This is a genomic window from Streptomyces sp. NPDC001348 (assembly GCF_053597535.1).
The window spans coordinates 17,354-37,253 of the sequence record NZ_JBSFIK010000052.1; the positions used below are offsets into that span (position 1 = coordinate 17,354).

Here is a 19,900-nt window from a genome sequence, read left to right on the forward strand (position 1 = left end):
CGATACGCTCCTTGCGCGAGCCCACCATCAGCGCCAGTCCGGCAAGGGGGCGAACCGCCATGCATGTCTCGGCACACGTCGACACCTTCGCGCGCGACCACCTCCCGCCGCCCGGCGAATGGCCCGAGCTGCGCTTCGACCTGCCGGAGCTGCGCTACCCGGACCGGCTGAACTGCGCGGCCGAACTGCTGGACCACGCCGACCCGGGGCGCCCGGTGTTCCACACGCCCACCGGACCGTCCTGGACGTACGGCGACCTGCGCGCCCGCGTCGACCATGTGGCCCACGTGCTCACCCGCGACCTGGGGGTGGTCCCCGGCAACCGGGTCCTGCTGCGCGGCCCGACCACACCCTGGCTCGCGGCCTGCTGGCTGGCGGTGCTGAAGGCGGGCGCGGTCGCCGTGACCGTGCTGGCCCAGCAGCGCCCGCACGAGCTGGCGACGATGTGCGGGATCGCGCGGGTGGGGCACGCCCTGTGCGACGTCCGGGCCGTGGACGACCTGGTCAAGGCCGACGTACCGGGCCTGCGGATCACGACGTACGGCGGTGACGCGCCGGACGACCTCCTGGCCCTCGCGTCACCCGGCACCCCGTACCGGACGGTGGACACGGCGTCCGACGACGTGGCGCTGATCGCGTTCACCTCGGGCACCACCGGTCGCCCCAAGGGGTGCATGCACTTCCACCGGGACGTGCTGGCGATCGCGGACACCTTCTCCCGGCATGTGCTCGGGCCCCGGGCGGACGACGTCTTCACCGGCAGTCCCCCGCTGGGCTTCACCTTCGGCCTCGGCGGCCTGGTGATCTTCCCGCTGCGGGCCGGGGCCAGTGCCCTGCTCCTCGAACAGGCCGGTCCGAGACAGCTGTTGCCCGCGATCGCCGAGCACCGGGTGTCGGTGCTGTTCACGGCGCCGACCGCGTACCGGGCGATGCTCGGGGAACTCGAGGCAACCGCCGGCCACGACCTGTCGTCCCTGCGGCGCTGCGTCTCCGCCGGGGAGAACCTGCCCGCCGCGACCTGGCGGGCCTGGCACGAGCGCACCGGGCTGCGGGTGATCAACGGCATCGGCGCGACCGAGCTGCTGCACATCTTCGTCTCCGCCGCCGACGAGCACATCCGGCCCGGCACGACCGGCCTGCCGGTGCCCGGGTGGCAGGCGCGGGTGCAGGACGAGCACGGCGACCCGGTGCCCGACGGCGAGCCCGGTCTGCTGGCGGTGCGCGGTCCGGTCGGCTGCCGCTACCTGGCCGATCCCCGGCAACGGGAGTACGTGCGCGGCGGCTGGAACCTCACCGGGGACACGTATGTCAGGGAGTGCGACGGGTACCTCCGCTATGTGGCTCGCGCCGACGACATGATCATCTCCGCCGGGTACAACATCGCCGGCCCGGAGGTGGAGGACGCGCTGCTGCGTCACCCGGACGTGGTGGAGGCTGCGGTCGTCGGACGGCCCGACGAGGCGCGCGGGCAGGTCGTGGTGGCGTACGCCGTACTGAAGGAGGGCGCGGACCGGGACACCGAGGCGCTGCGCGCCCATCTCCGGTCGGAGCTGGCACCGTACAAGTGCCCGCGCGAGTTCGTCCTCCTCGACGCGCTGCCGCGCACCGCGACCGGCAAGCTCCAGCGCTTCCGTCTGCGTGACCAAGGTGACCAGCAGTGATGTCGAAGACTTAAAATGATCAACGTGTCCGACCAGCACGCCCCCCGATCCCTCATCGTCACGCTCTACGGCGCGTACGGCCGCTTCATGCCCGGCCCGATGCCCGTCGCCGAGCTGATCAGACTGCTGGCCGCGGTCGGCGTGGACGCGCCCTCCGTGCGCTCGTCGGTCTCCCGGCTGAAACGGCGCGGACTGCTGGTGCCGGCCCGTACCGCCGAGGGCGCGGCCGGGTACGAGCTCTCACCCGAGGCGCTGCAGTTGCTGGACGACGGCGACCGGCGCATCTACGCCACGGCGGCCCCCCGGGACGAGGGCTGGGTGCTCGCCGTGTTCTCGGTGCCGGAGTCGGAGCGGCAGAAACGGCACGTCCTGCGTTCCCGGCTGGCCGGCCTGGGCTTCGGCACGGCGGCCCCCGGTGTGTGGATCGCGCCGGCCCGGCTGCACGAGGAGACCCGGCACACCCTGGCCCGCCTCGGCCTCGATCCGTACGTCGACTTCTTCCGCGGTGAGCACCTGGGTTTCGCGCCCACCGTGGAGGCGGTCGCCCGCTGGTGGGACCTGACGGCGATCGCCAAGGCGCACGAGGCGTTCCTCGACGTGCACGCGCCTGTGCTGCACGCCTGGGAGCGGCGCGCGGACACCCCGCCGGAGGAGGCGTACCGCGACTACCTCCTCGCCCTGGACTCCTGGCGCCACCTGCCCTACACCGACCCCGGGCTGCCCGCCCGGCTGCTGCCCGCCGACTGGCCGGGGGTGCGCTCGGCCGCGGTGTTCCGGGGGCTGCACGAGCGGCTGCGGGACGCGGGGGCCGGGTTCGTGGCCGGTGTGAGCCAGTCCCTGTCCGACCAGCGCCGGACCTGAGGACGGGCGGAGGTCAGCTCCGCAAGGTGAGCCGGGGCTTGGGGGCGTCCGTGCGGCCGGTCTGCGGGCGGCGGCTGCCCGCCCGGTACGGCGCGGGCCAGACGACGCCCGGGCCCTCGTAGCCCTGCTCGGCCGCCGCGTGCAGCGTCCAGTGCGGGTCGTAGAGGTGCGGCCGGGCCAGCGCGCACAGATCCGTACGGCCCGCGAGGATCAGGGAGTTCACGTCGTCCCAGGAGGAGATCGCACCGACCGCGATCACCGGGACGCCCGCCGAGTTCCGGATGCGGTCGGCGAACGGCGTCTGGTACGACCGCCCGTACTCGGGGTGTTCCCCGGCGACCACCTGGCCGGTCGACACGTCGATCGCGTCGGCGCCGTGCGCGGCGAAGGCGCGGGCGATCTCCACGGCGTCCTCGGCGGTGTTGCCGCCCTCGGCCCAGTCCGTGGCGGAGATCCGCACGGTCATGGGCTTCTCCTCCGGCCACACCGCGCGTACGGCGTCGAAGACCTCCAGGGGGAAGCGGAGCCGTTTCCCCGGCGAGCCCCCGTAGGCGTCGGTCCGCAGGTTGGTGAGCGGGGAGAGGAACCCGGAGAGCAGATAGCCGTGGGCGCAGTGCAGTTCCAGCAGGTCGAAACCGGCGCGGGCGGCCCGACAGGCGGCGGCGGCGAACTGCTCGCGGATGTCCGTGAGCTGGGCGCGGGACAGCTCGCGCGGGACCTGGCTGCCCGGCCTGTACGGCAGTGGTGAGGCGGCCACGAGCGGCCAGTTGCCCTCGGGCAGCGGCTCGTCGATGCCCTCCCACATCAACCGCGTCGAGCCCTTGCGGCCGGCATGGCCGAGCTGCACGCCGACCGCCGTGCCGGGCGCCCGGGTGTGCACGAAGTCGGTGATCCGCCGCCAGGCCTCGGTCTGCCTGCCGGTCCAGAGCCCCGTGCAGCCGGGGGTGATCCGGCCCTCCTCGCTCACGCACACCATCTCGGTCATCACCAGCCCGGCGCCGCCGAGTGCCCGGGAGCCGAGATGCACGAGGTGGAAGTCACCGGGGACGCCGTCCGTCGCCGAGTACATGTCCATGGGCGAGACGACGACGCGGTTGCGCAGGGTCAGGCCGCGCAGCCGGAACGGGGTGAACATCGGGGGCGTACCGGGCGGGCAGCCGAACTCGCGCTCCACGGCCTCGGTGCAGCGGGGGTCACGCAGCCGCAGGTTGTCGTGGGTGACGCGGCGGCTGCGGGTGAGCAGGTTGAAGGCGAACCGGTGAGGCGGCTGGCCGAGGTACAGCGGGAGGTTCTCGAACCATTCGAGGCTGGCGCGGGCGGCCCGCTGGGTCGAGGCGACCACCGGCCTGCGCTCCGCCTCGTACGCGGCCAGCGCCTCGGCCGGGGTGGGCTGCTCCGCCAGGCAGGCGGCCAGGGCGAGGGCGTCCTCGACGGCGAGTTTGGTGCCGGAGCCGATGGAGAAGTGCGCGGTGTGGGCGGCGTCGCCGAGGAGGACGACGTTGCCGTGTACCCAGCGGTCGTTGACGACCGTACGGAAGGTGGTCCAGGCGGACCTGTTGGAGCGCAGCGGACGTCCGCCGAGCGCGTCGGCGAAGATCTTGGCGCAGCGCTCGAGGGATTCCTGCTCACCCAGCTCGTCGAACCCGGCGGCCCGCCACACCTCCTCGCGCATCTCCACGATCACGGTGGAGGCGCCGGACGGATGCTGTGGCCCGAAGGGCCCCGTTGAGGGGTGGTGGTCGGGTGACGGGCGGGCGTACGGGTAGCCGTGCAGCTGCATCACGCCGTGTTCGGTCTCGGCGATCTCGAAGCGGAAGGCGTCGAAGGGGAAGTCGGCGGCGAGCCATGTGTAGCGGCACCGGTGGGTGGCCACATGGGGCCGGAACACCGGGGCGTGGGCCTCGCGGGTGGTGCTGTGGACGCCGTCGGCGGCGATGACGAGGTCGTACGCCCTCGAGAGGGACGCCGGGTCGGGGGCCTCGCTGCGGAAGCGCAGTTCGACGCCGAGGTCGTCACACCGCTGGTGCAGGATCTCCAGGAGCCGCTTCCTGCCGAGCGCGGCGAATCCATGGCCGCCCGACCGGTGCCGTACGCCCCGGTGCACGATGTCGATGTCGTCCCAGCGTACGAAGTCCTTCCGCAGGGCCGCGTAGACCACCGGGTCGGCGTGCTCGATGCCGCCGAGGGTCTCGTCGGAGAGGACGACGCCGAAGCCGAAGGTGTCGTCGGGGGCGTTGCGTTCCCAGAGGGTGATCTCGCGGGCCGGGTCGAGGCGCTTGAGCAGCGCCGCGGCGTACAGGCCGCCGGGTCCGCCACCGATCACGGCGACTCTCATGTCACCTCCCCCGCCACTTGGGCGGCCGCTTCTCGGTGAACGCCGCGTGGAACTCGGCGTAGTCCTCGCCGTTCATCAGCAGCGCCTGTGTCGAGGCGTCCAGCTCGACCGCCGCCGACAGCGGCATGTCCAGCTCCGCGGTGAGCAGCGCCTTGGTCCGGTCGTGGGCCAGTGCCGGGCCGTCGGCCAGGCGGCGGGCCAGCTCGGCGGCGGCCCGGTCCGCGCCGCCCTCCTCGGTCAGCTCGCTGATCAGGCCGATCCGCTCGGCCTCCGGCGCCCGCACGGGCTCGCCCAGCATCAGCAGCCGGGTGGCGTGACCGAGGCCGACGACCCTGGGCAGCAGGTAGGCCGCGCCCATGTCGCCGCCGGACAGGCCGACCCGGGTGAAGAGGAAGGCGAAGCGGGCCGACGGATCGGCGACCCGGAAGTCGGCGGCCAGCGCGAGCACGGCTCCGGCTCCCGCCGCCACGCCGTGCACGGCCGCGATCACGGGGAACGGGCACTCGCGGACGGCGCGGACGACCTGCCCGGTCATCCGGTTGAAGTCGAGCAGCTGGGCGGTGTCCATGGCGAGGGTGGCGCCGATGATCTCGTCGACGTCGCCGCCGGAGCAGAAGCCGCGCCCCTCGCCGGCCAGCACCAGGGCCCGTACCGACCGCTCGCGGGACAGCTCGGCGAGCAGGTCGCGCAGGTCGGCGTAGGCGCCGAAGGTGAGGGCGTTGAGCTTCTCGGGGCGGGCGAGGGTCACGGTGGCGACCCCGTCGGCGAGGCCGACGCGCAGATGCTCCCAGCGCGGGGTGCGGGCGGCGGAGCCGGTGAAGGGACTCATGACGTGCGGCCTCCTGGAGGGCGGCGGTGCCTCACGTAGCTCTGCTGGCTCTACCCCAAGAAGCTATCACTCATTTGTGACTGTCGTCACGAGTACGCGACAGCCTTGGAGCGTCCACCCGGGTCCGGTCACGTCGGTCACGGGACGTCGACACTCCGGTAACAGCGGGGCCGGGAACGCGAGGCGAGCCGCCCACGTGGGTAAGCCGCCCGGTACCGGGGCCGAGGGCTCCGGATGCGGTGCCCGCCTCAGGAGCCTCGGGCCGGGCCCGTACCATTCATACGGTTGAAAGCAGGACAGCCTGCTCCATGAACGGACCCGCCTTGTACGAACGCCACTCAGCCCCCGCCTCCTGGCGCATCGCGCTGCCGCACACCGCCGCCGCGGTGCCCGTGGCCCGCGCGCTGGTCCGCACGGCGCTGGCCGAGCAGGAGCACGCGGCCGACTGCGACACCGCGGAGCTGCTCACGGCGGAGCTGGTCGCCAACGCGGTGGAGCACACCGCGGGCACCGGCCCGATCGAGCTGGTGGTGGAGGTGGCCTCGACCGGCTGCCGGGTCGAGGTCCATGACCCGGACCCGGCACCGCCCGGGAACCTCGCCCGGGCGGTGGTCGAGGCGCCCGATCCCTGGGACGAGGGCGGGCGGGGCCTGCTGCTGATCCAGGCCCTGAGCTCCTCGTGCGGGCACCGGCCCACCGGGGCGGGCAAGGCGGTGTGGTTCAGACTGCCTGTGGTGCCCGCTCAGCGGCGTCCGCTGTGACCTCCGCGCCGGCCAGCCGGGAGTTGCGGCGCCCGTAGCCGGCGTACACCCCGAGGCCCACGGCCAGGAACACCGCGAACTGGATCCAGGTCGCCCAGCCCGTCTCGTACATCAGGTACAGGCAGAAGCCGACGCCGAGCAGCGGGACGACCGGGTACAGCGGCACCCGGAAGGTGCGGGCGAGGCCCGGCTCGCGGCGGCGCAGGGCGATCACCGAGACGTTGACGACGGCCATGATGGCGAGCGTGCCGATGGTGCACAGGTTCATCACGGCGTCCAGCGAGGCGAAGGCCGCGGGGACCGCGAACACGAAGGCGACGATCAGGGTGCCGGCGACCGGGGTGGCGGTCTTCGGCGAGACCTTCTCGAAGACGCGCGGGATCAGCCCGTCCCGGGACATCGACATCAGGATGCGGGTCTGGCCGTACATGACCGCGAGCACCACGGAGGCGATGGCGACGACCGCGCCGAAGGCGATCACACCGCCGCCGATCGCCGACCCGGTGACCTCGTCGACCACGTACGACAGGGCGGCGGGCCGGCCGGCCACCTGGCCGCCGCCGATGGCGCCGGTCGCGGCCAGGGCGACCGCGCAGTACAGCAGGGTGACCACGCCCATGCAGACGAGGATCGCGAGCGGGATGTCCCGGCGGGGGTTCTTCGCCTCCTCGCCGGCGGTGGTGATCGCGTCGAAGCCGATGTAGGAGAAGAACGCGGCCGTGGTGCCGGCGCCGATGCCGCCGAGGCCGGCGGGCGCGAACGGGGTGAGGTTGCCGTCCTTGAAGGCGCTGAAGCCGATCGCGCAGAAGGCGACCAGGATGGCGAGCTTGACGGCGGCCATGGCGGCGGTGGCCCCGGCGCTCTCCCGGACCCCGCGGACGAGCAGTGCGCAGCCCATGGCGATGACGATCACCGCGGGCAGGTTGACCACCCCGCCGTCGCCCGGTCCCGCGCTGAGCGCGGCGGGCAGCCGCCATCCGGTGAGGCTGTGCAGCAGTTCGTTGACGTACTGGCTCCAGCCGACGGCGACGGCCGAGATGGAGATGCCGTACTCCAGCAGCAGGCACCAGCCGACCAGGAAGGCGGTGGACTCGCCGAGGCCGGCGTAGGCGAAGGAGTACGACGATCCGGAGACCGGGATCGCGCCGCCCAGCTCGGCGAAGGAGAGGGCGGTGAAGACGCAGGTGATCGCGGCGAGGACGAAGGAGACGACGACGGCCGGGCCGGCCTGGGCGACCGAGTCGGACAGGCCGACGAAGATGCCGGTGCCGACGATCGCGCCGACGCCGAAACAGATCAGCTGGAAGAGACCCATGGTGCGCCTGAGGCCGTGGCCTTCACGGTCGGCGCCGGACTCGGCGACGAGGAGCGCGGGGGGCTTGATGCGGGGAGCGGGCATGCGGGTGGTGCTCGTTTCTGGTGGTGCGGGGCGACCGGGGTCGGTCGTTGCGGCGGCCCCGGAAGGGGTGGTTCCGGGCCGCCGGTCAGGATAAAGCCTGGTGAGGCGGGTGGGGCAAGGCCTGGTGGAGCGGATCAGGCGAGGGTGGCGACGAGGACCGCCTTGATCGTGTGCAGCCGGTTCTCGGCCTCGTCGAAGACGACCGAGTGCTCCGACTCGAAGACCTCGTCCGTCACCTCCAGGGAGGTCAGGCCGTAGGTCTCGTGGATCTCCCGGCCGACCTTGGTGCCGAGGTCGTGGAAGGCGGGGAGGCAGTGCAGGAACTTCACGCCGGGGTTGCCGGTGGCACGCAGTACGTCCATGGTCACCGCGTACGGCGACAGCGCGGCGATGCGCTCCGCCCATACCTCCTTGGGCTCGCCCATGGAGACCCAGACGTCGGTGGCGACGAAGTCGGCGCCCTCGACGCCCTCGCGGATCTCCTCGGTCAGGGTGACGCGGGCGCCGCTGACCTCGGCGAGCTTGCGGGCGTGGGTGACGACGTCCTCGGCGGGCCAGTAGTCCCGCGGCGCGACGATCCGCACGTCCATGCCGAGCAGGGCGCCGGTGACCAGGTAGGAGTTGCCCATGTTGAAGCGGGCGTCACCGAGGTAGGCGAAGGCGGTCCCGCCGAGCGGCTTGGCGCAGTGCTCGGTCATGGTGAGCACGTCGGCGAGCATCTGCGTGGGGTGCCAGTCGTCGGTCAGGCCGTTGTAGACGGGCACTCCGGCGTACGCGGCGAGCTGCTCGACCTTCTCCTGGCTGTCCCCGCGGTACTCGATGCCGTCGTACATCCGGCCGAGCACGCGCGCGGTGTCCTTCACGGACTCCTTGTGCCCGATCTGCGAGCCCGACGGGTCGAGGTACGTCGTCGACGCGCCCTGGTCCGCGGCGGCGACCTCGAACGCGCAGCGGGTGCGGGTCGAGGTCTTCTCGAAGATCAGCGCGATGTTCTTCCCCCGCAGGTACCGCGTCTCGTCCCCGGCCTTCTTGGCGGCCTTCAGCTCGGCGGCCAGCGCGACCAGGCCGCGGAACTCCTCCGCGGTGAAGTCCAGCTCCTTGAGGAAGTGGCGGCCGGCGAGGGCGGTCGGGACTGTCGCCATGGGGGCGCTCCGGGGGGACGGGGGAAACGGGACAATGGAAGTCTATACGATGCTCCACATTTCTATACAGTCCCTCTGCGGTCCTGGGCGGTCCCGTGCGGCCTGCGCGTCCTGCGCGTCCTGCGCGTCCTATACAGCCGCCCGCTCCACGGGGCAGCTCATGCAGCGTGGCCCGCCCCTGCCCCGCCCCAGTTCGCTGCCGGGGATCTCGATCACCTCGATGCCCTGTTTGCGCAGGTGCGTGTTGGTGGTGGAGTTGCGCTCGTAGGCCACGACGACGCCCGGTTCCACCGCGAGCACGTTGCAGCCGTCGTCCCACTGCTCGCGCTCGGCCGCGTGCACGTCCTGGGTGGCGGTGAGCACCCGGATCTCGCTCAGGCCGAGGGCGGCGGCGATCGCCCGGTGCATGTGCTCGGCCGGATGGTCGGTGACCTTGAGCTCCTTGTCGTCGACGCCCGGTTCGATGGTGTACGAGCGGAGCATGCCGAGCCCGGCGTACTGGGTGAAGGTGTCGCCGTCGACCATGGTCATGACGGTGTCCAGGTGCATGAAGGCCCGCCGCTTCGGCATGTCCAGCGCCACGATGGTGCGCGCGGAGCCCGCCGCGAACAGCTTGTGCGCGAGCATCTCCACGGCCTGCGGGGTGGTGCGCTCGCTCATCCCGATGAGGACCGCGCCGTTGCCGATCACCAGGACGTCACCGCCCTCGATGGTGGACGGGTGGTCGGCCTGCCCCCGCGACCAGACGCGGAACGGCTCCTCGCGGAACAGCGGATGGTGCCGGTAGATCGCCTCGAAGTGCACCGTCTCCCGCTGCCGGGCGGGCAGCCGCATGGCGTTGATGGCGACCCCGTCGTAGATCCAGGCGGAGGTGTCACGGGTGAAGAGGTGGTTGGGCAGCGGGCGCAGCAGAAAGTCGTCCATTTCCATCACATGGAAGCGGACGGAGGTCGGCTCCGCGTGCGCCTCGAGGAACTCCCGTTTGGTCATGCCGCCCACCAGGGCCTCGGTCAGTTCCTGCGCGGGCATCGTCTCGAAGACGGCGCGGAGGTGGTCGGTGGCGAGGGGGCCGTACTCCTTCTCGTCGAAGACCCGGTCCAGGACGAGCGATCTGGCCTCGGGGACGTCCAGGGTCTCGGCGAGCAGGTCGCCGAAGAGGTGGACGGTGACCCCGCGGTCGCGCAGCACGTCGGCGAACCCGTCGTGCTCGGCGCGCGCCCGGCGCACCCACAGCACGTCGTCGAAGAGAAGGGCGTCCTTGTTGCTCGGGGTGAGCCTCTTGAGCTCGAGATCCGGCCGGTGGAGGATGACGCGGCGCAGCCGCCCGGCCTCGGAGTCGACATGGAATGCCATGCCTCCATCCTGACCACCGCCTTCCCTTTTCATCCTGCTATTGCAGATTCTTGTTCTCGTCCCATTGACGACAAGGGAACCCTCCAATTATCGTCTCTATGACGAGAAAGAGTGAGAGGGTTCCATGGCCGACATCACCCGGCGCCTGGGCTGGCGCCACCTGCGCGGCGCCCCGACGGCGCACATCCGGCACCACCGCTCCGGCACGCTGGTGCACGACGGCCCGGGGCTCAGCTTCTGGTACCGCTCGCTGACCGCGGCACTGTCCGAGGTGCCGGTCGACGACCGCGAGCTGGCGATGACCTTCCACGCCCGCACGGCCGACTTCCAGGACGTGGCGGTGCAGGCGACGGTGACCTACCGGATCAGCGACCCGGCCGTGGCCGCCGCCCGCCTGGACTTCTCCATCGACCCCGACACGGGAGTCTGGCGCGGCGCCCCGCTGGAGCAGCTGGGCACCCTGCTGACGGAGACGGCACAGCAGCACGCGTTGGACGTGCTGGCCCGCACCCCCCTGGCGGCCGCGCTGGTGGACGGTGTGGCGGCGGTGCGCGAGCGGATAGCGGCGGGCCTGGGCGCGGAACCCCGGCTGCCGTCGACCGGCATCGAGGTCGTCGCCGTCCGGGTCGTGGCGCTGCGGCCCGAGCCGGAGGTGGAGCGGGCGCTGCGGACGCCGGCGCGCGAGCAGATCCAGCAGGAGGCCGACCGGGCGACCTACGAACGGCGGGCGGTGGCCGTCGAGCGGGAACGGGCGATCGCCGAGAACGAACTCGCCAGCCAGATCGAACTCGCCCGCCGCGAGGAGCAGCTCGTCGAGCAGCGCGGCACCAACGCCCGCCGCGAGGCCGAGGAGCACGCGGCGGCGGACGCGGTACGGGCCCAGGCGGAGGCGACGCGCACGGTGAAGCTCGCGGAGGCGGAGGCCGCGCGGTCGGTACGGCTGGCCCGCGCCGAGGCCGAGGGCGCACGGGAGGTCGGTGCGGCGCGGGCCGAGGCGCAGGCCGCGTGGCTGCGGGTGCACGCCGAGGCGGACGTGGCGACGCTGCACGCGCTCACCGGGGCCCGCCTGGCCGAGAACCTGCCGCGGATCGACAGTGTGACGGTCTCGCCGGACGTACTCACGGGCCTGCTCGCGAAGCTGGGGACCGGGGAGCCGGCGTGAGCCTCGCCCCGCGCGCCGTGCTGGTCCACCGCACCACCGAGTACGAGGAGCTGCTGGCCCGGCACGGCACGCACGGGCAGGCCGCCTTCTTCCTCGCCTCCCGCGGCCGCGCCGTCGAGGAGGTGGCCGACCGCCACCACCGGACCCGGCGGGCGCTGGCCGAGGTCGCCTCGGCGGTGCCGCTGACCTGGCGCCGGACCACGGTCGAGCGAGGCGACCTGGACCGGTTCCTCTTCGCCCCCGAGGACGTGGTCGTGGTGGTCGGCCAGGACGGGCTGGTGGCGAACGTCGCCAAGTACCTGACGGGTCAGCCGGTGGTGGGCATCGACACCGACCCCGGCCGCAATCCGGGCGTGCTGGTGCGGCACCGGCCCGAGGACGCGGCCGGCCTGCTGCCCGCCGTCTGCGCCCGGGGCACCGGCACCGAGGAGCTCACGATGGTCGAGGCCGTCGCCGACGACACGCAGCGGCTGGTCGCGCTCAACGAGATCTACCTCGGTGCGGCCGGCCATCAGACGGCCCGCTACCGCCTGGGCCTCGACGGCGACGGGGGTGTCGTCGAGGCCCAGGCCTCCTCCGGGGTGCTGGTGGGTACGGGGACGGGGGCCACCGGTTGGCTGCGGTCGGTGTGGCAGGAACGGGGCAGCCGCCTGGCCCTGCCCGCGCCGGCCGAGGACCGTCTGGTGTGGTTCGTCCGGGAGGCCTGGCCGTCACCCGCCACAGGGACGTCCCTGGTCGCCGGGGAGCTGAGGGCATCCGCCGCCCTGACGGTCACCGTCGAGTCCGACCGCCTCGTCGCGTTCGGCGATGGCATCGAGAGCGACGCGCTGGAGCTCACCTGTGGCCAGACGGTCCGGGTGGGTGTGTGCGAGCGGCGGCTGCGTCTGACCGGCTGACTCCGGTCAGACGGCGGTGCAGGGGACGGGCCAGCGGCGGATGCGGGGCGGCAGGGTCACCGCCCACCCGTCGGTGACCAGCGCCAGCCGCTCGGCGGCGAGCAGTCCGGCGGCCGCCCGCTGCCCTGGGGTCAGTGTCTCCAGGGGTGCGGGGACCAGCAGTGTGTGGAAGGCGGCGAGCAGGTCGGGATGGTCGAGGGTGATCCGGGCGGCGGCGCCGGGTTGTCTGCGGTCCAGCACGCTGACGAAGTCCGGGCCGCGCCGGTGGTAGAGCAGTCCGTGGCGGTGGCCGGCCCGCCAGGCGGTCAGCTCTTCCGGTTCGTCGCGGTGTGGTGCCGGAGGCGGCAGGTGGCGCAGGTGCCGGACGTCGCAGGGGAGCTGCGCGTCGGCCGCCTCCCAGGCGACGGTGAGCCCCAGTCCCTGGCACTCGCGCAGGAACCGCACCGCCTCCGCCGTCTCCCGGCCTCCCGCGCCCAGCCGCAACGGCCCGGTCACCTCGACCCGGCGCCCGGTGGCGCGGTGCGGGACGACGGCGGGCAGCCCGGTCATCCGGTCACCGCCGCACCGTCGGGCAGACGGACCGGGGCGTCCCGGGTGGGCAGGGAGACGTACGTCCGGCCGTCGCGGAACAGCAGGCCGAGGGCGAGGACGCGGTGCAGCCAGGCCGTGAGCGTGCCGGTGGGGACGTCGTGGCCGTCGTCCGTCAGCAGCCGGTGCAGTGCCGGCTCGGTGCGGCCGTCCTCGAGGTGGCGCAGGGCGGCCGCGGCCCAGCCGGCGAAGCGGTGGGTGGTGTGCGGGCGGCCGTGCCGGCGGTCGTGGACCAGGAGGGCTCCCTCGCCCTCGGCGTCCGCCCCGTCCTCTTCGTATTCTTCGTATTCCAGCCGGGAGTGCGGGTGCCCGGCCCGCCACTGGGCGACCGCCTCCTTCAGGCGCCGCTCGACCGGGCCGCCGATGCCCGCGTCCTCGGTGTCGAACAGGTAGACCAGGTCGGCGAGTTCCTCCTCCGGCAGGTCGTAGACGTGGCCGTACATCGCGGCCGGGCGGCGCTTGCCGAAACCGAGGTCCGGGTCGGTGAAGTGCGGGCTGAACCGCTCCAGCTGGATGCGGTGGGCGCCGCTCGGCGGCTGGAGGTGGACGAGGGCGGGGAGCTGGTCGATCACCGGGTCGTAGTCCTCGGCGGTCTCCCCGGGGAAGCCGTAGAGGAGGTTCCAGGAGCAGGTGAGCGAGTGGTTCTCGCACTCCCTGAGAGTGCGCACGTTGCGGGCACCGGTGACACCCTTGTCCATCAGGTCGAGGACCCGGCTGCCCAGGCTCTCGATGCCGGGCTGGATGTGCACCGTGCCCGAGCGGCCGAGCAGGCCGAGCTGGTCGCGGGTGAGGTTGGACTTGACCTCGTAGTGCAGCCGCAGGTCCCAGCCGCTGTCGACGACGCGGGGCAGGAAGTCCCGGAAGTACGCCATGTCGATGATGTTGTCGACGGTGACGACGTCGAGGATGCGGTGGCGGCGGACGAGACGGTCGATCTCCTCCCACAGCCGTTCCCCCGGCTTGGCGCGGAAGGCCATGGACGAGCCGTTGAGCCCGCAGAACGTGCAGTGGTGCTTCTCGCCCCACCAGCAGCCCCGCGCCCCCTCCACGACCAGCTTCGGGTGCACGTACTCCACGACCGGGGACGTCTCGAGGGCGGTCTGCCACTGGTCGTAGTCCGGCGTGGGTATGTCGGCCGGTGCCACCGTGCGCCGGCTCTCCGGGTTGGCCCGGGACGTGTGGCCGTCCCACCAGCACAGGCCGGGGACGTCCACCGGCGGTGTGCCCTCGTCCAGGTGGCGCAGGAGGGCCGGGAAGGCGTACTCGCCCTCGCCTCGCACCACGTGGTCGACGAACGGGTGGTTGCGGTGCAGGGCGTGCCCCATGGGTCCGTCGCAGTTGCTGCCACCGAACACGACGGTCAGCCCCGGGCGTTGGCGCTTGAGCTCCCGCGCCAGGGCCAGCGAGGCGACGTTCTGCATGAAGGTGGTGGTGAACCCGACGACGTCGGGCTCGGCCGCCAGCACCTCGGTCGCGCACCGGGCGATGAACCCGGTCGCGAACGGCCGCATGGCGAGGGCGGTGTCGATGAAGACACCCCGCTCGGCGGCGTAGTCCCGCAGCGATGTGACCCCCCAGCCGGAATCGTCGTACAGGACGCCCGAGAAGACCCAGTCGCCCAGGCCGTGGAAGATCGAGTCGCTGCCGACCTCCACGTAGTCCGCGGGCCGCAGCCGTCCGCCGGAGCGTTCCAGCAGGAACTCCGCCCAGCGCAGCGAGCCGTGGAACTCCGTCACCTCGTCACACGGGCGGGCCTGCCGCACCAGTCGGTGCAGCAGGCCCAGTTGCAGTGAGGGAAGGTCGATCGGATGCCAGGGCATCGTCACGAGGTGCACTCTCATGCCCGTCCCCCGGTCAACGGGTCGGCCGTTTCTCCAGGATCGCCGGCCGGCGGCTGGTACTTCGGTCCTCCCGCACGACGACCTTCTTGATCTCCATGTCCACTCCCCAGGGACGTGTGATTTCGAACAGCCTTGCGCGTACGGGAGTCCACATTATGGACGGACGTCTGTGTGTCACAAGTGTGTTCCGGGACAAAGCTGACCCTTGATCCACTTGACCGGCACGTACCTATAGTGATCGCCGCGCCGGGCGGATCATGACCACTCCGTCGGCGCGCACGTCATCAGCGACCGGGGGAACCGTGTCGCCACGGGGAGGGTGTTCCGTCATGCCAAGAATTTCTTTGGGCAGGTCTCTCGTCAGCCGGCCCGTCGCCGCCGTCCTGGCCGTCGCCGGGATCGCCGCCGGTGTCCTGGTCGGCGGAACCGGTCTGACCACGGTGGTCGGCTGCGGGGTCGGCAGTGACCCGTACCCGTCCCAGACCGCCAAGGACTGGATCACCTACGCCGACCACGTCGCCGTGGCCACTCCGGTACGGGAGCGGGAGACCAACCGGCGTGACTACAGGAGGGGTCCCGTTCGCTACGACGTCGACCGCATGGTGACGTTCCGCACGGACGACCTCCTCTGGTCCAGCCGGCACCCCGCGAAAACGCTGGACAAGAGCTTCGACATGACCGCCCCGGGATGGCGGGTGTACACGAGCGGCAACCGCCTGAAGAGGACGGCCACGGACGCTCCACGGCTGGAGACCGGACACACCTATCTCCTCGCCCTCCACTGGACCGCCGACGGGTGGGTCCTCCTCGGGGAGGGCGCCGCCGTGCCCTTCGACGATCACACGGGCGACCAGGGCGAGTGGTGTGGACGCGTGCTGAGCAAGGAGGACGTCGCACGGGGTGAGCGCTTCTCCCGCTCGGACGACCACAGCATGGAGAAGGCGCTCCTCGGCCGGAACGAACAGGCCGTCACCCGTGAACTGCGGCGCGCCGGCCGGAGCTGACCGTGCTCACAGCCGGGGGTCCACCGGCTCCGACTCCAGCGCGAGCACCCCGAACACCGCCTCGTGCACCCGCCACAGCGGCTCACCGTCCGCGAGCCGGTCCAGGGCCTCCAGGCCCAGCGCGTACTCGCGGATCGCCAGCGACCGCTTGTGGTTCAGGAAACGGGTGCGCAGGCGCGCGAGGTTGTCGGGGCGTGTGTACTCGGGACCGTAGATGATCCGCAGGTACTCCCGTCCCCGGCACTTGACACCGGGCTGGACCAGCCGGCCCTCCGGGCTGCGGACCAGGGCGCCCAGCGGCTTGACGACCATGCCCTCACCACCGCGGCCGGTCATCTCCAGCCACCAGTCGACGCCCGCCCGCACCGACCCGGGGTCACCGGTGTCGACGTAGAGCCGACGGGTCGTCTGCAGCAGACCACTGCCGTCGTACTCCACCAGCCGGTCCAGCAGGGCGAGTTGCTCGTCGTGCGGCAGGGCGGCGAGGCTGCGGCCCTGGACGGCCAGGAGCTGGAACGGCGCCAGGCGTACGCCGTGCAGGCCCTCGGTCGTCCAGCAGTAGCGCCGGTAGGCGTCGGTGAACGCGGCTGCGGCCTCGGCACGTTCGCGCTGCCGGGCGAGCAGGTCGGCGACGTCGACACCGCGCGCCGCCGCACCCCGCAGAGCGGCCAGGGCGGGCGGGAACACCGCGCCGGAGGCGGCGCCCACGGCCGCGTACTGCGACCGCAGCAGCCCGGAGGCCTTCAGCGACCACGGCATCAGTTCGGCGTCCAGCAGCAGCCAGTCGGTGGCGAGTTCGTCCCAGAGGCCGGCCGCGTCGATCGCCGTGCGGAGCCGGCCGAGGATCTCCTCGGTGACCTCCTGGTCGTCGAAGAAGGGCCGCCCGGTGCGGGTGTAGAGCGAGCCCGTGGGACCGTCCACACCGAACCTGCTGCGCGCCGCGTCCGCGTCCCGGCACACCAGCGCCACCGCCCGGGAGCCCATGTGCTTCTCCTCGCACACGACCCGCTCGACGCCGTCCGCCGCGTACTGCGCGAAGGCCTCCGACGGGTGCTCCAGATAGTGCCCGTCAGCGGCTCCGCCGCGGGCCTCCACCCGGCTGGTGGCCGTCGGAGCCATGGTCGGCGGCAGGTACGGCAGCAGCCGCGGGTCGACGGCGAACCGGCTCATCACCTCCAGCGCCGCGGCAGCGTTCTCCTCGCGGACGGACACCCGGCCCGCGTGCCGGGTCTCGACCACCCGGCGGCCCTGCACGTCGCCGAGGCCGAGTGGCCGCCCGTCGTGTCCGCCCGGCGCCTCGGTCCGCAGCGGCCTGGCCGGCTCGTACCAGACCCGCTCGGCCGGTACGTCGGCCAGTTCGCGCTCCGGCCAGCGCAGCGCGGTCAGCTTGCCGCCGAAGACGGCGCCGGTGTCCAGGCAGATGGTGTTGTTGAGCCAGGTGGCCTCGGGGACCGGGGTGTGACCGTAGACGACCGCAGCCCGGCCCCGGTAGTCCTCCGCCCACGGGTAGCGCACCGGCAGCCCGAACTCGTCGGTCTCGCCGGTCGTCTCCCCGTACAGGGCGTGCGACCGGACCCGGCCGGAGGTACGGCCGTGGTACTTCTCCGGCAGACCCGCGTGGCAGACCACGAGCCGGCCGCCGTCCAGGACGTAGTGGCTGACGAGACCGTCGATGAACTCCCGTACCTCCTGCTTGAACTCCTCGCTCTCGCCGTCCATCTGCTCGATGGTCTCGGCGAGTCCGTGCGTGTGCTGGACCTTGCGGCCCTTCAGGTACCGTCCGTACTTGTTCTCGTGGTTGCCCGGCACGCACAGCGCGTTGCCCGACCGCACCATCGACATCACGCGGCGCAGCACACCCGGGCTGTCCGGGCCACGGTCGACGAGGTCGCCGACGAAGACGGCCGTGCGGCCCTCCGGGTGGACGCCGTCCGTGTACCCCAGCTTCTCGAGCAGCGACTCGAGTTCGCGCGAGCAGCCGTGGATGTCGCCGATGATGTCGAAGGGGCCGGTCAGGTGGGTGAGGTCGTTGAAGCGCTTCTCGCTGACGACGGTGGCGTGCTCGACGTCCTCGGCGCCCCGCAGGAGGTGCACCTTGCGGAAGCCCTCGCGCTCCAGGTGCCGCAGGGAGCGGCGGAGTTCGCGGACGTGCCGCTGGATGACCCGGCGCGGCATGCCGGCCCGGTCGGAGCGGGACGCGTTGCGCTCGGCGCAGACCTCCTCGGGGACGTCCAGCACGATGGCGATGGGCAGCACGTCGTACTTCTTGGCCAGGTCGATCAGCTGCCGGCGGGCGTCCTGCTGGACGCTGGTGGCGTCGACGACCGTGCGGCGGCCGGCGGCCAGCCGCTTGCCCGCGATGTAGTGCAGGACGTCGAAGGCGTCCTTCGTGGCGCTCTGGTCGTTCTCGTCGTCGGAGACCAGGCCCCGGCAGAAGTCGGAGGAGATCACCTCGGTCGGCGCGAAGTGCCGGCGGGCGAAGGTCGACTTGCCGGAGCCGGAGGCACCGACGAGCACGACGAGGGAGAGGTCGGTGACGGGGAGGACCCGTCCCCTGTGCTGTGCCGCCTCGGTCATGCCGCCTTCGCCTCCTTCTTGTCGCCGGTGCCGGTGCTCATTTCGAAGACCGCCATCTGGGTGGGCGGACCGACCTCGGGGTCGTCCGGCCCGACGGGCACGAACCGCACGCCGTAGCCGTGCCGTTCGGCCACCGTGCGCGCCCAGGAGCGGAACTCCTCGCGGGTCCACTCGAAGCGGTGGTCGCGGTGCCGCATCCGGCCGGCCGGGAGGGACTCCCAGCGGACGTTGTACTCGACGTTCGGGGTGGTCACGAGGACCGTGCGGGGGCGGGCCGCGCCGAACACCGCGTACTCCAGGGCGGACAGCCGGGGCAGGTCGACGTGTTCGATCACCTCGCTGAGCACGGCGGCGTCGTACCCCTTGAGGCGGTTGTCGGTGTACGCGAGCGAGCTCTGGAAGAGCTTGACGCGCGAGGCCTGCCGCTCCCCCATGCGGTCCAGCCCGAGGCGGCGGGAGGCGATGGTCAGCGCGCGCACCGACACGTCGACGCCGACGATCTCGGTGAACCGCGCGTCCTTCAGCAGCGCCTGCACCAACTGGCCCTGGCCGCAGCCGAGGTCGAGGACGCGGGCCGCGCCGGTCTCGCACAGCGCCGCGATGATCGTGTCCCGTCGCCGCACGGCGAGCGGGGTGGGCTTCTCCTCCGTCTCCGTGTCCTCGGCGACGGCGTTGTCGATCTCCTCGACCTCGCTGTCGTCGGTCTCGGCGAGCCGCACCAGCTCCAGTCGCTCCAGCGCCTCCCGGGTCAGCGACCAGCGGCGGGAGAGGTACCGGCTGGTGATCAGCTTCTGCTCCGGGTGGGCGGGCAGCCAGCCCTCCCCCGCCCGCAGCAGCTTGTCGACCTCGTCGGACGACACCCAGTAGTGCTTGGCGTCGTCGAGGACGGGGAGCAGCACGTAAAGGTGCCGCAGGGCCTCGGCGAGGGTCAGCCCGGAGCCCTCCAGCACGAGGCGCACGTACCGCGAGTCCCCCCACTGCGGGAACTCGGTGTCCAGGGCGACGGGTTCGGCGGTCACCGCCCAGCCGAGCGGCTCGAAGAGGCGCCGTACGAGGTCGGGGCCGCCCCGGGCGGGCAGCGCGGGCACCTCGATCCTGAGCGGAAGCGGCTCGGCGGCCCGCTCGGGCCGGGCGTTGCACACGCCGCGCAGCGCGCTGGAGAAGACACTGCTGAGCGCCACCGCGAGCAGTGAGGAGGCGGCGTACGGCCGGTCGTTGACGTACTGGCCGAGCGCCGCGTCGGGAGCCCCGCCGCGCCCCTTGCCCTTGCCGCGCCGCACCAGCGCCACCGCGTCCACCTCCAGCAGCAGCGCCGCCGTGCAGCGCTCGGCGTCCGCCTCGGGGTAGAGGACGTGCGCCGTGCCGTGGGAGAGCTTGGCCGAGTACGGGTTGTCAGGGTGCTTGTGGAGGAGGAACCCCAGGTCAGTGGCCGGGTGCTGATCGTTGCCGGTAGTCGAGATCGTCAGGAACACATGACCGAGTATGGGCGTC

The 19,900-nt window shown here is 72.4% G+C and carries 15 protein-coding genes; 6 read left to right on the plus strand and 9 right to left on the minus strand.

Annotated elements, in window-relative coordinates; all coding sequences use genetic code 11:
* Positions 1 to 59: 59 nt before the first annotated feature.
* Positions 60 to 1,661 carry an AMP-binding protein gene (locus tag ACWC21_RS36340; protein WP_450888350.1) on the plus strand — a complete coding sequence of 534 codons (1,602 nt, stop codon included), beginning with the start codon at positions 60 to 62 and terminating at the stop codon, positions 1,659 to 1,661.
* A gap of 15 nt (positions 1,662 to 1,676) precedes the next feature.
* On the plus strand, positions 1,677 to 2,522 hold the full coding sequence (locus ACWC21_RS36345; RefSeq protein WP_450888352.1) for a PaaX family transcriptional regulator: 846 nt from the start codon (positions 1,677 to 1,679) through the stop codon (positions 2,520 to 2,522).
* Between the two features lie 13 nt (positions 2,523 to 2,535).
* Here the strand turns inward: ACWC21_RS36345 and ACWC21_RS36350 are convergent, their stop codons facing one another.
* Together ACWC21_RS36350 and ACWC21_RS36355 are read right to left on the minus strand one after the other, a co-directional pair.
* The gene (locus tag ACWC21_RS36350; RefSeq protein WP_450888354.1) at positions 2,536 to 4,857 is read right to left on the minus strand and encodes a bifunctional salicylyl-CoA 5-hydroxylase/oxidoreductase; all 2,322 of its coding nucleotides are present in this window, start codon (positions 4,855 to 4,857) and stop codon (positions 2,536 to 2,538) included.
* A 1-nt stretch (position 4,858) separates the two neighbouring features.
* The gene (locus tag ACWC21_RS36355) at positions 4,859 to 5,686 is read right to left on the minus strand and encodes an enoyl-CoA hydratase family protein (RefSeq protein ID WP_450888356.1); all 828 of its coding nucleotides are present in this window, start codon (positions 5,684 to 5,686) and stop codon (positions 4,859 to 4,861) included.
* 308 nt (positions 5,687 to 5,994) lie between these two features.
* Between ACWC21_RS36355 and ACWC21_RS36360 the strand changes: the two genes are divergently transcribed.
* Positions 5,995 to 6,447, plus strand: coding sequence for an ATP-binding protein (locus ACWC21_RS36360; protein ID WP_450888358.1), 453 nt, complete (start codon positions 5,995 to 5,997; stop codon positions 6,445 to 6,447).
* On the opposite strand, the gene ACWC21_RS36365 is transcribed toward ACWC21_RS36360, so the two are convergent.
* The 3 genes from ACWC21_RS36365 to ACWC21_RS36375 all read right to left on the minus strand — a co-directional run bounded on the left by ACWC21_RS36365 (position 6,407) and on the right by ACWC21_RS36375 (position 10,341).
* Positions 6,407 to 7,846 (minus strand): amino acid permease, encoded by a 1,440-nt coding sequence (locus ACWC21_RS36365; RefSeq protein ID WP_450888360.1) that lies wholly within the window; start codon positions 7,844 to 7,846, stop codon positions 6,407 to 6,409. The two genes, ACWC21_RS36360 and ACWC21_RS36365, sit on opposite strands and share 41 nt — an antisense overlap.
* Before the next feature lie 134 nt (positions 7,847 to 7,980).
* Positions 7,981 to 8,988 (minus strand): ornithine carbamoyltransferase, encoded by a 1,008-nt coding sequence (argF, locus tag ACWC21_RS36370; RefSeq protein ID WP_450888362.1) that lies wholly within the window; start codon positions 8,986 to 8,988, stop codon positions 7,981 to 7,983.
* 129 nt (positions 8,989 to 9,117) lie between these two features.
* A complete protein-coding gene (locus tag ACWC21_RS36375) occupies positions 9,118 to 10,341 on the minus strand; it encodes an arginine deiminase (RefSeq protein WP_450888364.1) in 1,224 nt (407 codons plus the stop codon).
* 124 nt (positions 10,342 to 10,465) lie between these two features.
* Here ACWC21_RS36375 and ACWC21_RS36380 point away from each other — a divergent pair, with 124 nt between their 5' ends.
* Positions 10,466 to 11,503, plus strand: coding sequence for an SPFH domain-containing protein (locus ACWC21_RS36380; protein ID WP_389149199.1), 1,038 nt, complete (start codon positions 10,466 to 10,468; stop codon positions 11,501 to 11,503).
* On the plus strand, positions 11,500 to 12,399 hold the full coding sequence (locus ACWC21_RS36385; protein ID WP_450888366.1) for a hypothetical protein: 900 nt from the start codon (positions 11,500 to 11,502) through the stop codon (positions 12,397 to 12,399). The genes ACWC21_RS36380 and ACWC21_RS36385 overlap by 4 nt, the downstream gene beginning before the upstream one ends.
* Positions 12,400 to 12,405: 6 nt before the next feature.
* On the opposite strand, the gene ACWC21_RS36390 is transcribed toward ACWC21_RS36385, so the two are convergent.
* Together ACWC21_RS36390 and ACWC21_RS36395 are read right to left on the minus strand one after the other, a co-directional pair.
* Positions 12,406 to 12,948: a DUF5825 family protein gene (locus tag ACWC21_RS36390; protein WP_450888368.1), complete on the minus strand. Its 543-nt coding sequence runs from the start codon at positions 12,946 to 12,948 to the stop codon at positions 12,406 to 12,408.
* On the minus strand, positions 12,945 to 14,828 hold the full coding sequence (locus tag ACWC21_RS36395; RefSeq protein ID WP_450888370.1) for a RiPP maturation radical SAM C-methyltransferase: 1,884 nt from the start codon (positions 14,826 to 14,828) through the stop codon (positions 12,945 to 12,947). The genes ACWC21_RS36390 and ACWC21_RS36395 overlap by 4 nt, the downstream gene beginning before the upstream one ends.
* A gap of 329 nt (positions 14,829 to 15,157) precedes the next feature.
* Between ACWC21_RS36395 and ACWC21_RS36400 the strand changes: the two genes are divergently transcribed.
* Positions 15,158 to 15,832, plus strand: coding sequence for a hypothetical protein (locus ACWC21_RS36400; protein ID WP_450888372.1), 675 nt, complete (start codon positions 15,158 to 15,160; stop codon positions 15,830 to 15,832).
* Between the two features lie 6 nt (positions 15,833 to 15,838).
* Here the strand turns inward: ACWC21_RS36400 and ACWC21_RS36405 are convergent, their stop codons facing one another.
* The gene (locus ACWC21_RS36405; protein WP_450888374.1) at positions 15,839 to 18,409 is read right to left on the minus strand and encodes a polynucleotide kinase-phosphatase; all 2,571 of its coding nucleotides are present in this window, start codon (positions 18,407 to 18,409) and stop codon (positions 15,839 to 15,841) included.
* Positions 18,406 to 19,881: a 3' terminal RNA ribose 2'-O-methyltransferase Hen1 gene (locus tag ACWC21_RS36410; protein ID WP_450888411.1), complete on the minus strand. Its 1,476-nt coding sequence runs from the start codon at positions 19,879 to 19,881 to the stop codon at positions 18,406 to 18,408. The genes ACWC21_RS36405 and ACWC21_RS36410 overlap by 4 nt, the downstream gene beginning before the upstream one ends.
* Between the last annotated feature and the right edge of the window lie 19 nt (positions 19,882 to 19,900).

Coding starts and splice junctions, on each gene's coding strand:
- ACWC21_RS36360 (WP_450888358.1), top strand. CDS start 5,995: ATGAACGGACCCGCCTTGTACGAACGCCACTCAGCCCCCGCCTCCTGG.
- ACWC21_RS36405 (WP_450888374.1), bottom strand. CDS start 18,409: ATGACCGAGGCGGCACAGCACAGGGGACGGGTCCTCCCCGTCACCGAC.
- ACWC21_RS36355 (WP_450888356.1), bottom strand. CDS start 5,686: ATGAGTCCCTTCACCGGCTCCGCCGCCCGCACCCCGCGCTGGGAGCAT.
- ACWC21_RS36345 (WP_450888352.1), top strand. CDS start 1,677: ATGATCAACGTGTCCGACCAGCACGCCCCCCGATCCCTCATCGTCACG.
- ACWC21_RS36380 (WP_389149199.1), top strand. CDS start 10,466: ATGGCCGACATCACCCGGCGCCTGGGCTGGCGCCACCTGCGCGGCGCC.
- ACWC21_RS36400 (WP_450888372.1), top strand. CDS start 15,158: ATGCCAAGAATTTCTTTGGGCAGGTCTCTCGTCAGCCGGCCCGTCGCC.
- ACWC21_RS36390 (WP_450888368.1), bottom strand. CDS start 12,948: ATGACCGGGCTGCCCGCCGTCGTCCCGCACCGCGCCACCGGGCGCCGG.
- argF (WP_450888362.1), bottom strand. CDS start 8,988: ATGGCGACAGTCCCGACCGCCCTCGCCGGCCGCCACTTCCTCAAGGAG.
- ACWC21_RS36365 (WP_450888360.1), bottom strand. CDS start 7,846: ATGCCCGCTCCCCGCATCAAGCCCCCCGCGCTCCTCGTCGCCGAGTCC.
- ACWC21_RS36395 (WP_450888370.1), bottom strand. CDS start 14,828: ATGAGAGTGCACCTCGTGACGATGCCCTGGCATCCGATCGACCTTCCC.
- ACWC21_RS36340 (WP_450888350.1), top strand. CDS start 60: ATGCATGTCTCGGCACACGTCGACACCTTCGCGCGCGACCACCTCCCG.
- ACWC21_RS36375 (WP_450888364.1), bottom strand. CDS start 10,341: ATGGCATTCCATGTCGACTCCGAGGCCGGGCGGCTGCGCCGCGTCATC.
- ACWC21_RS36350 (WP_450888354.1), bottom strand. CDS start 4,857: ATGAGAGTCGCCGTGATCGGTGGCGGACCCGGCGGCCTGTACGCCGCG.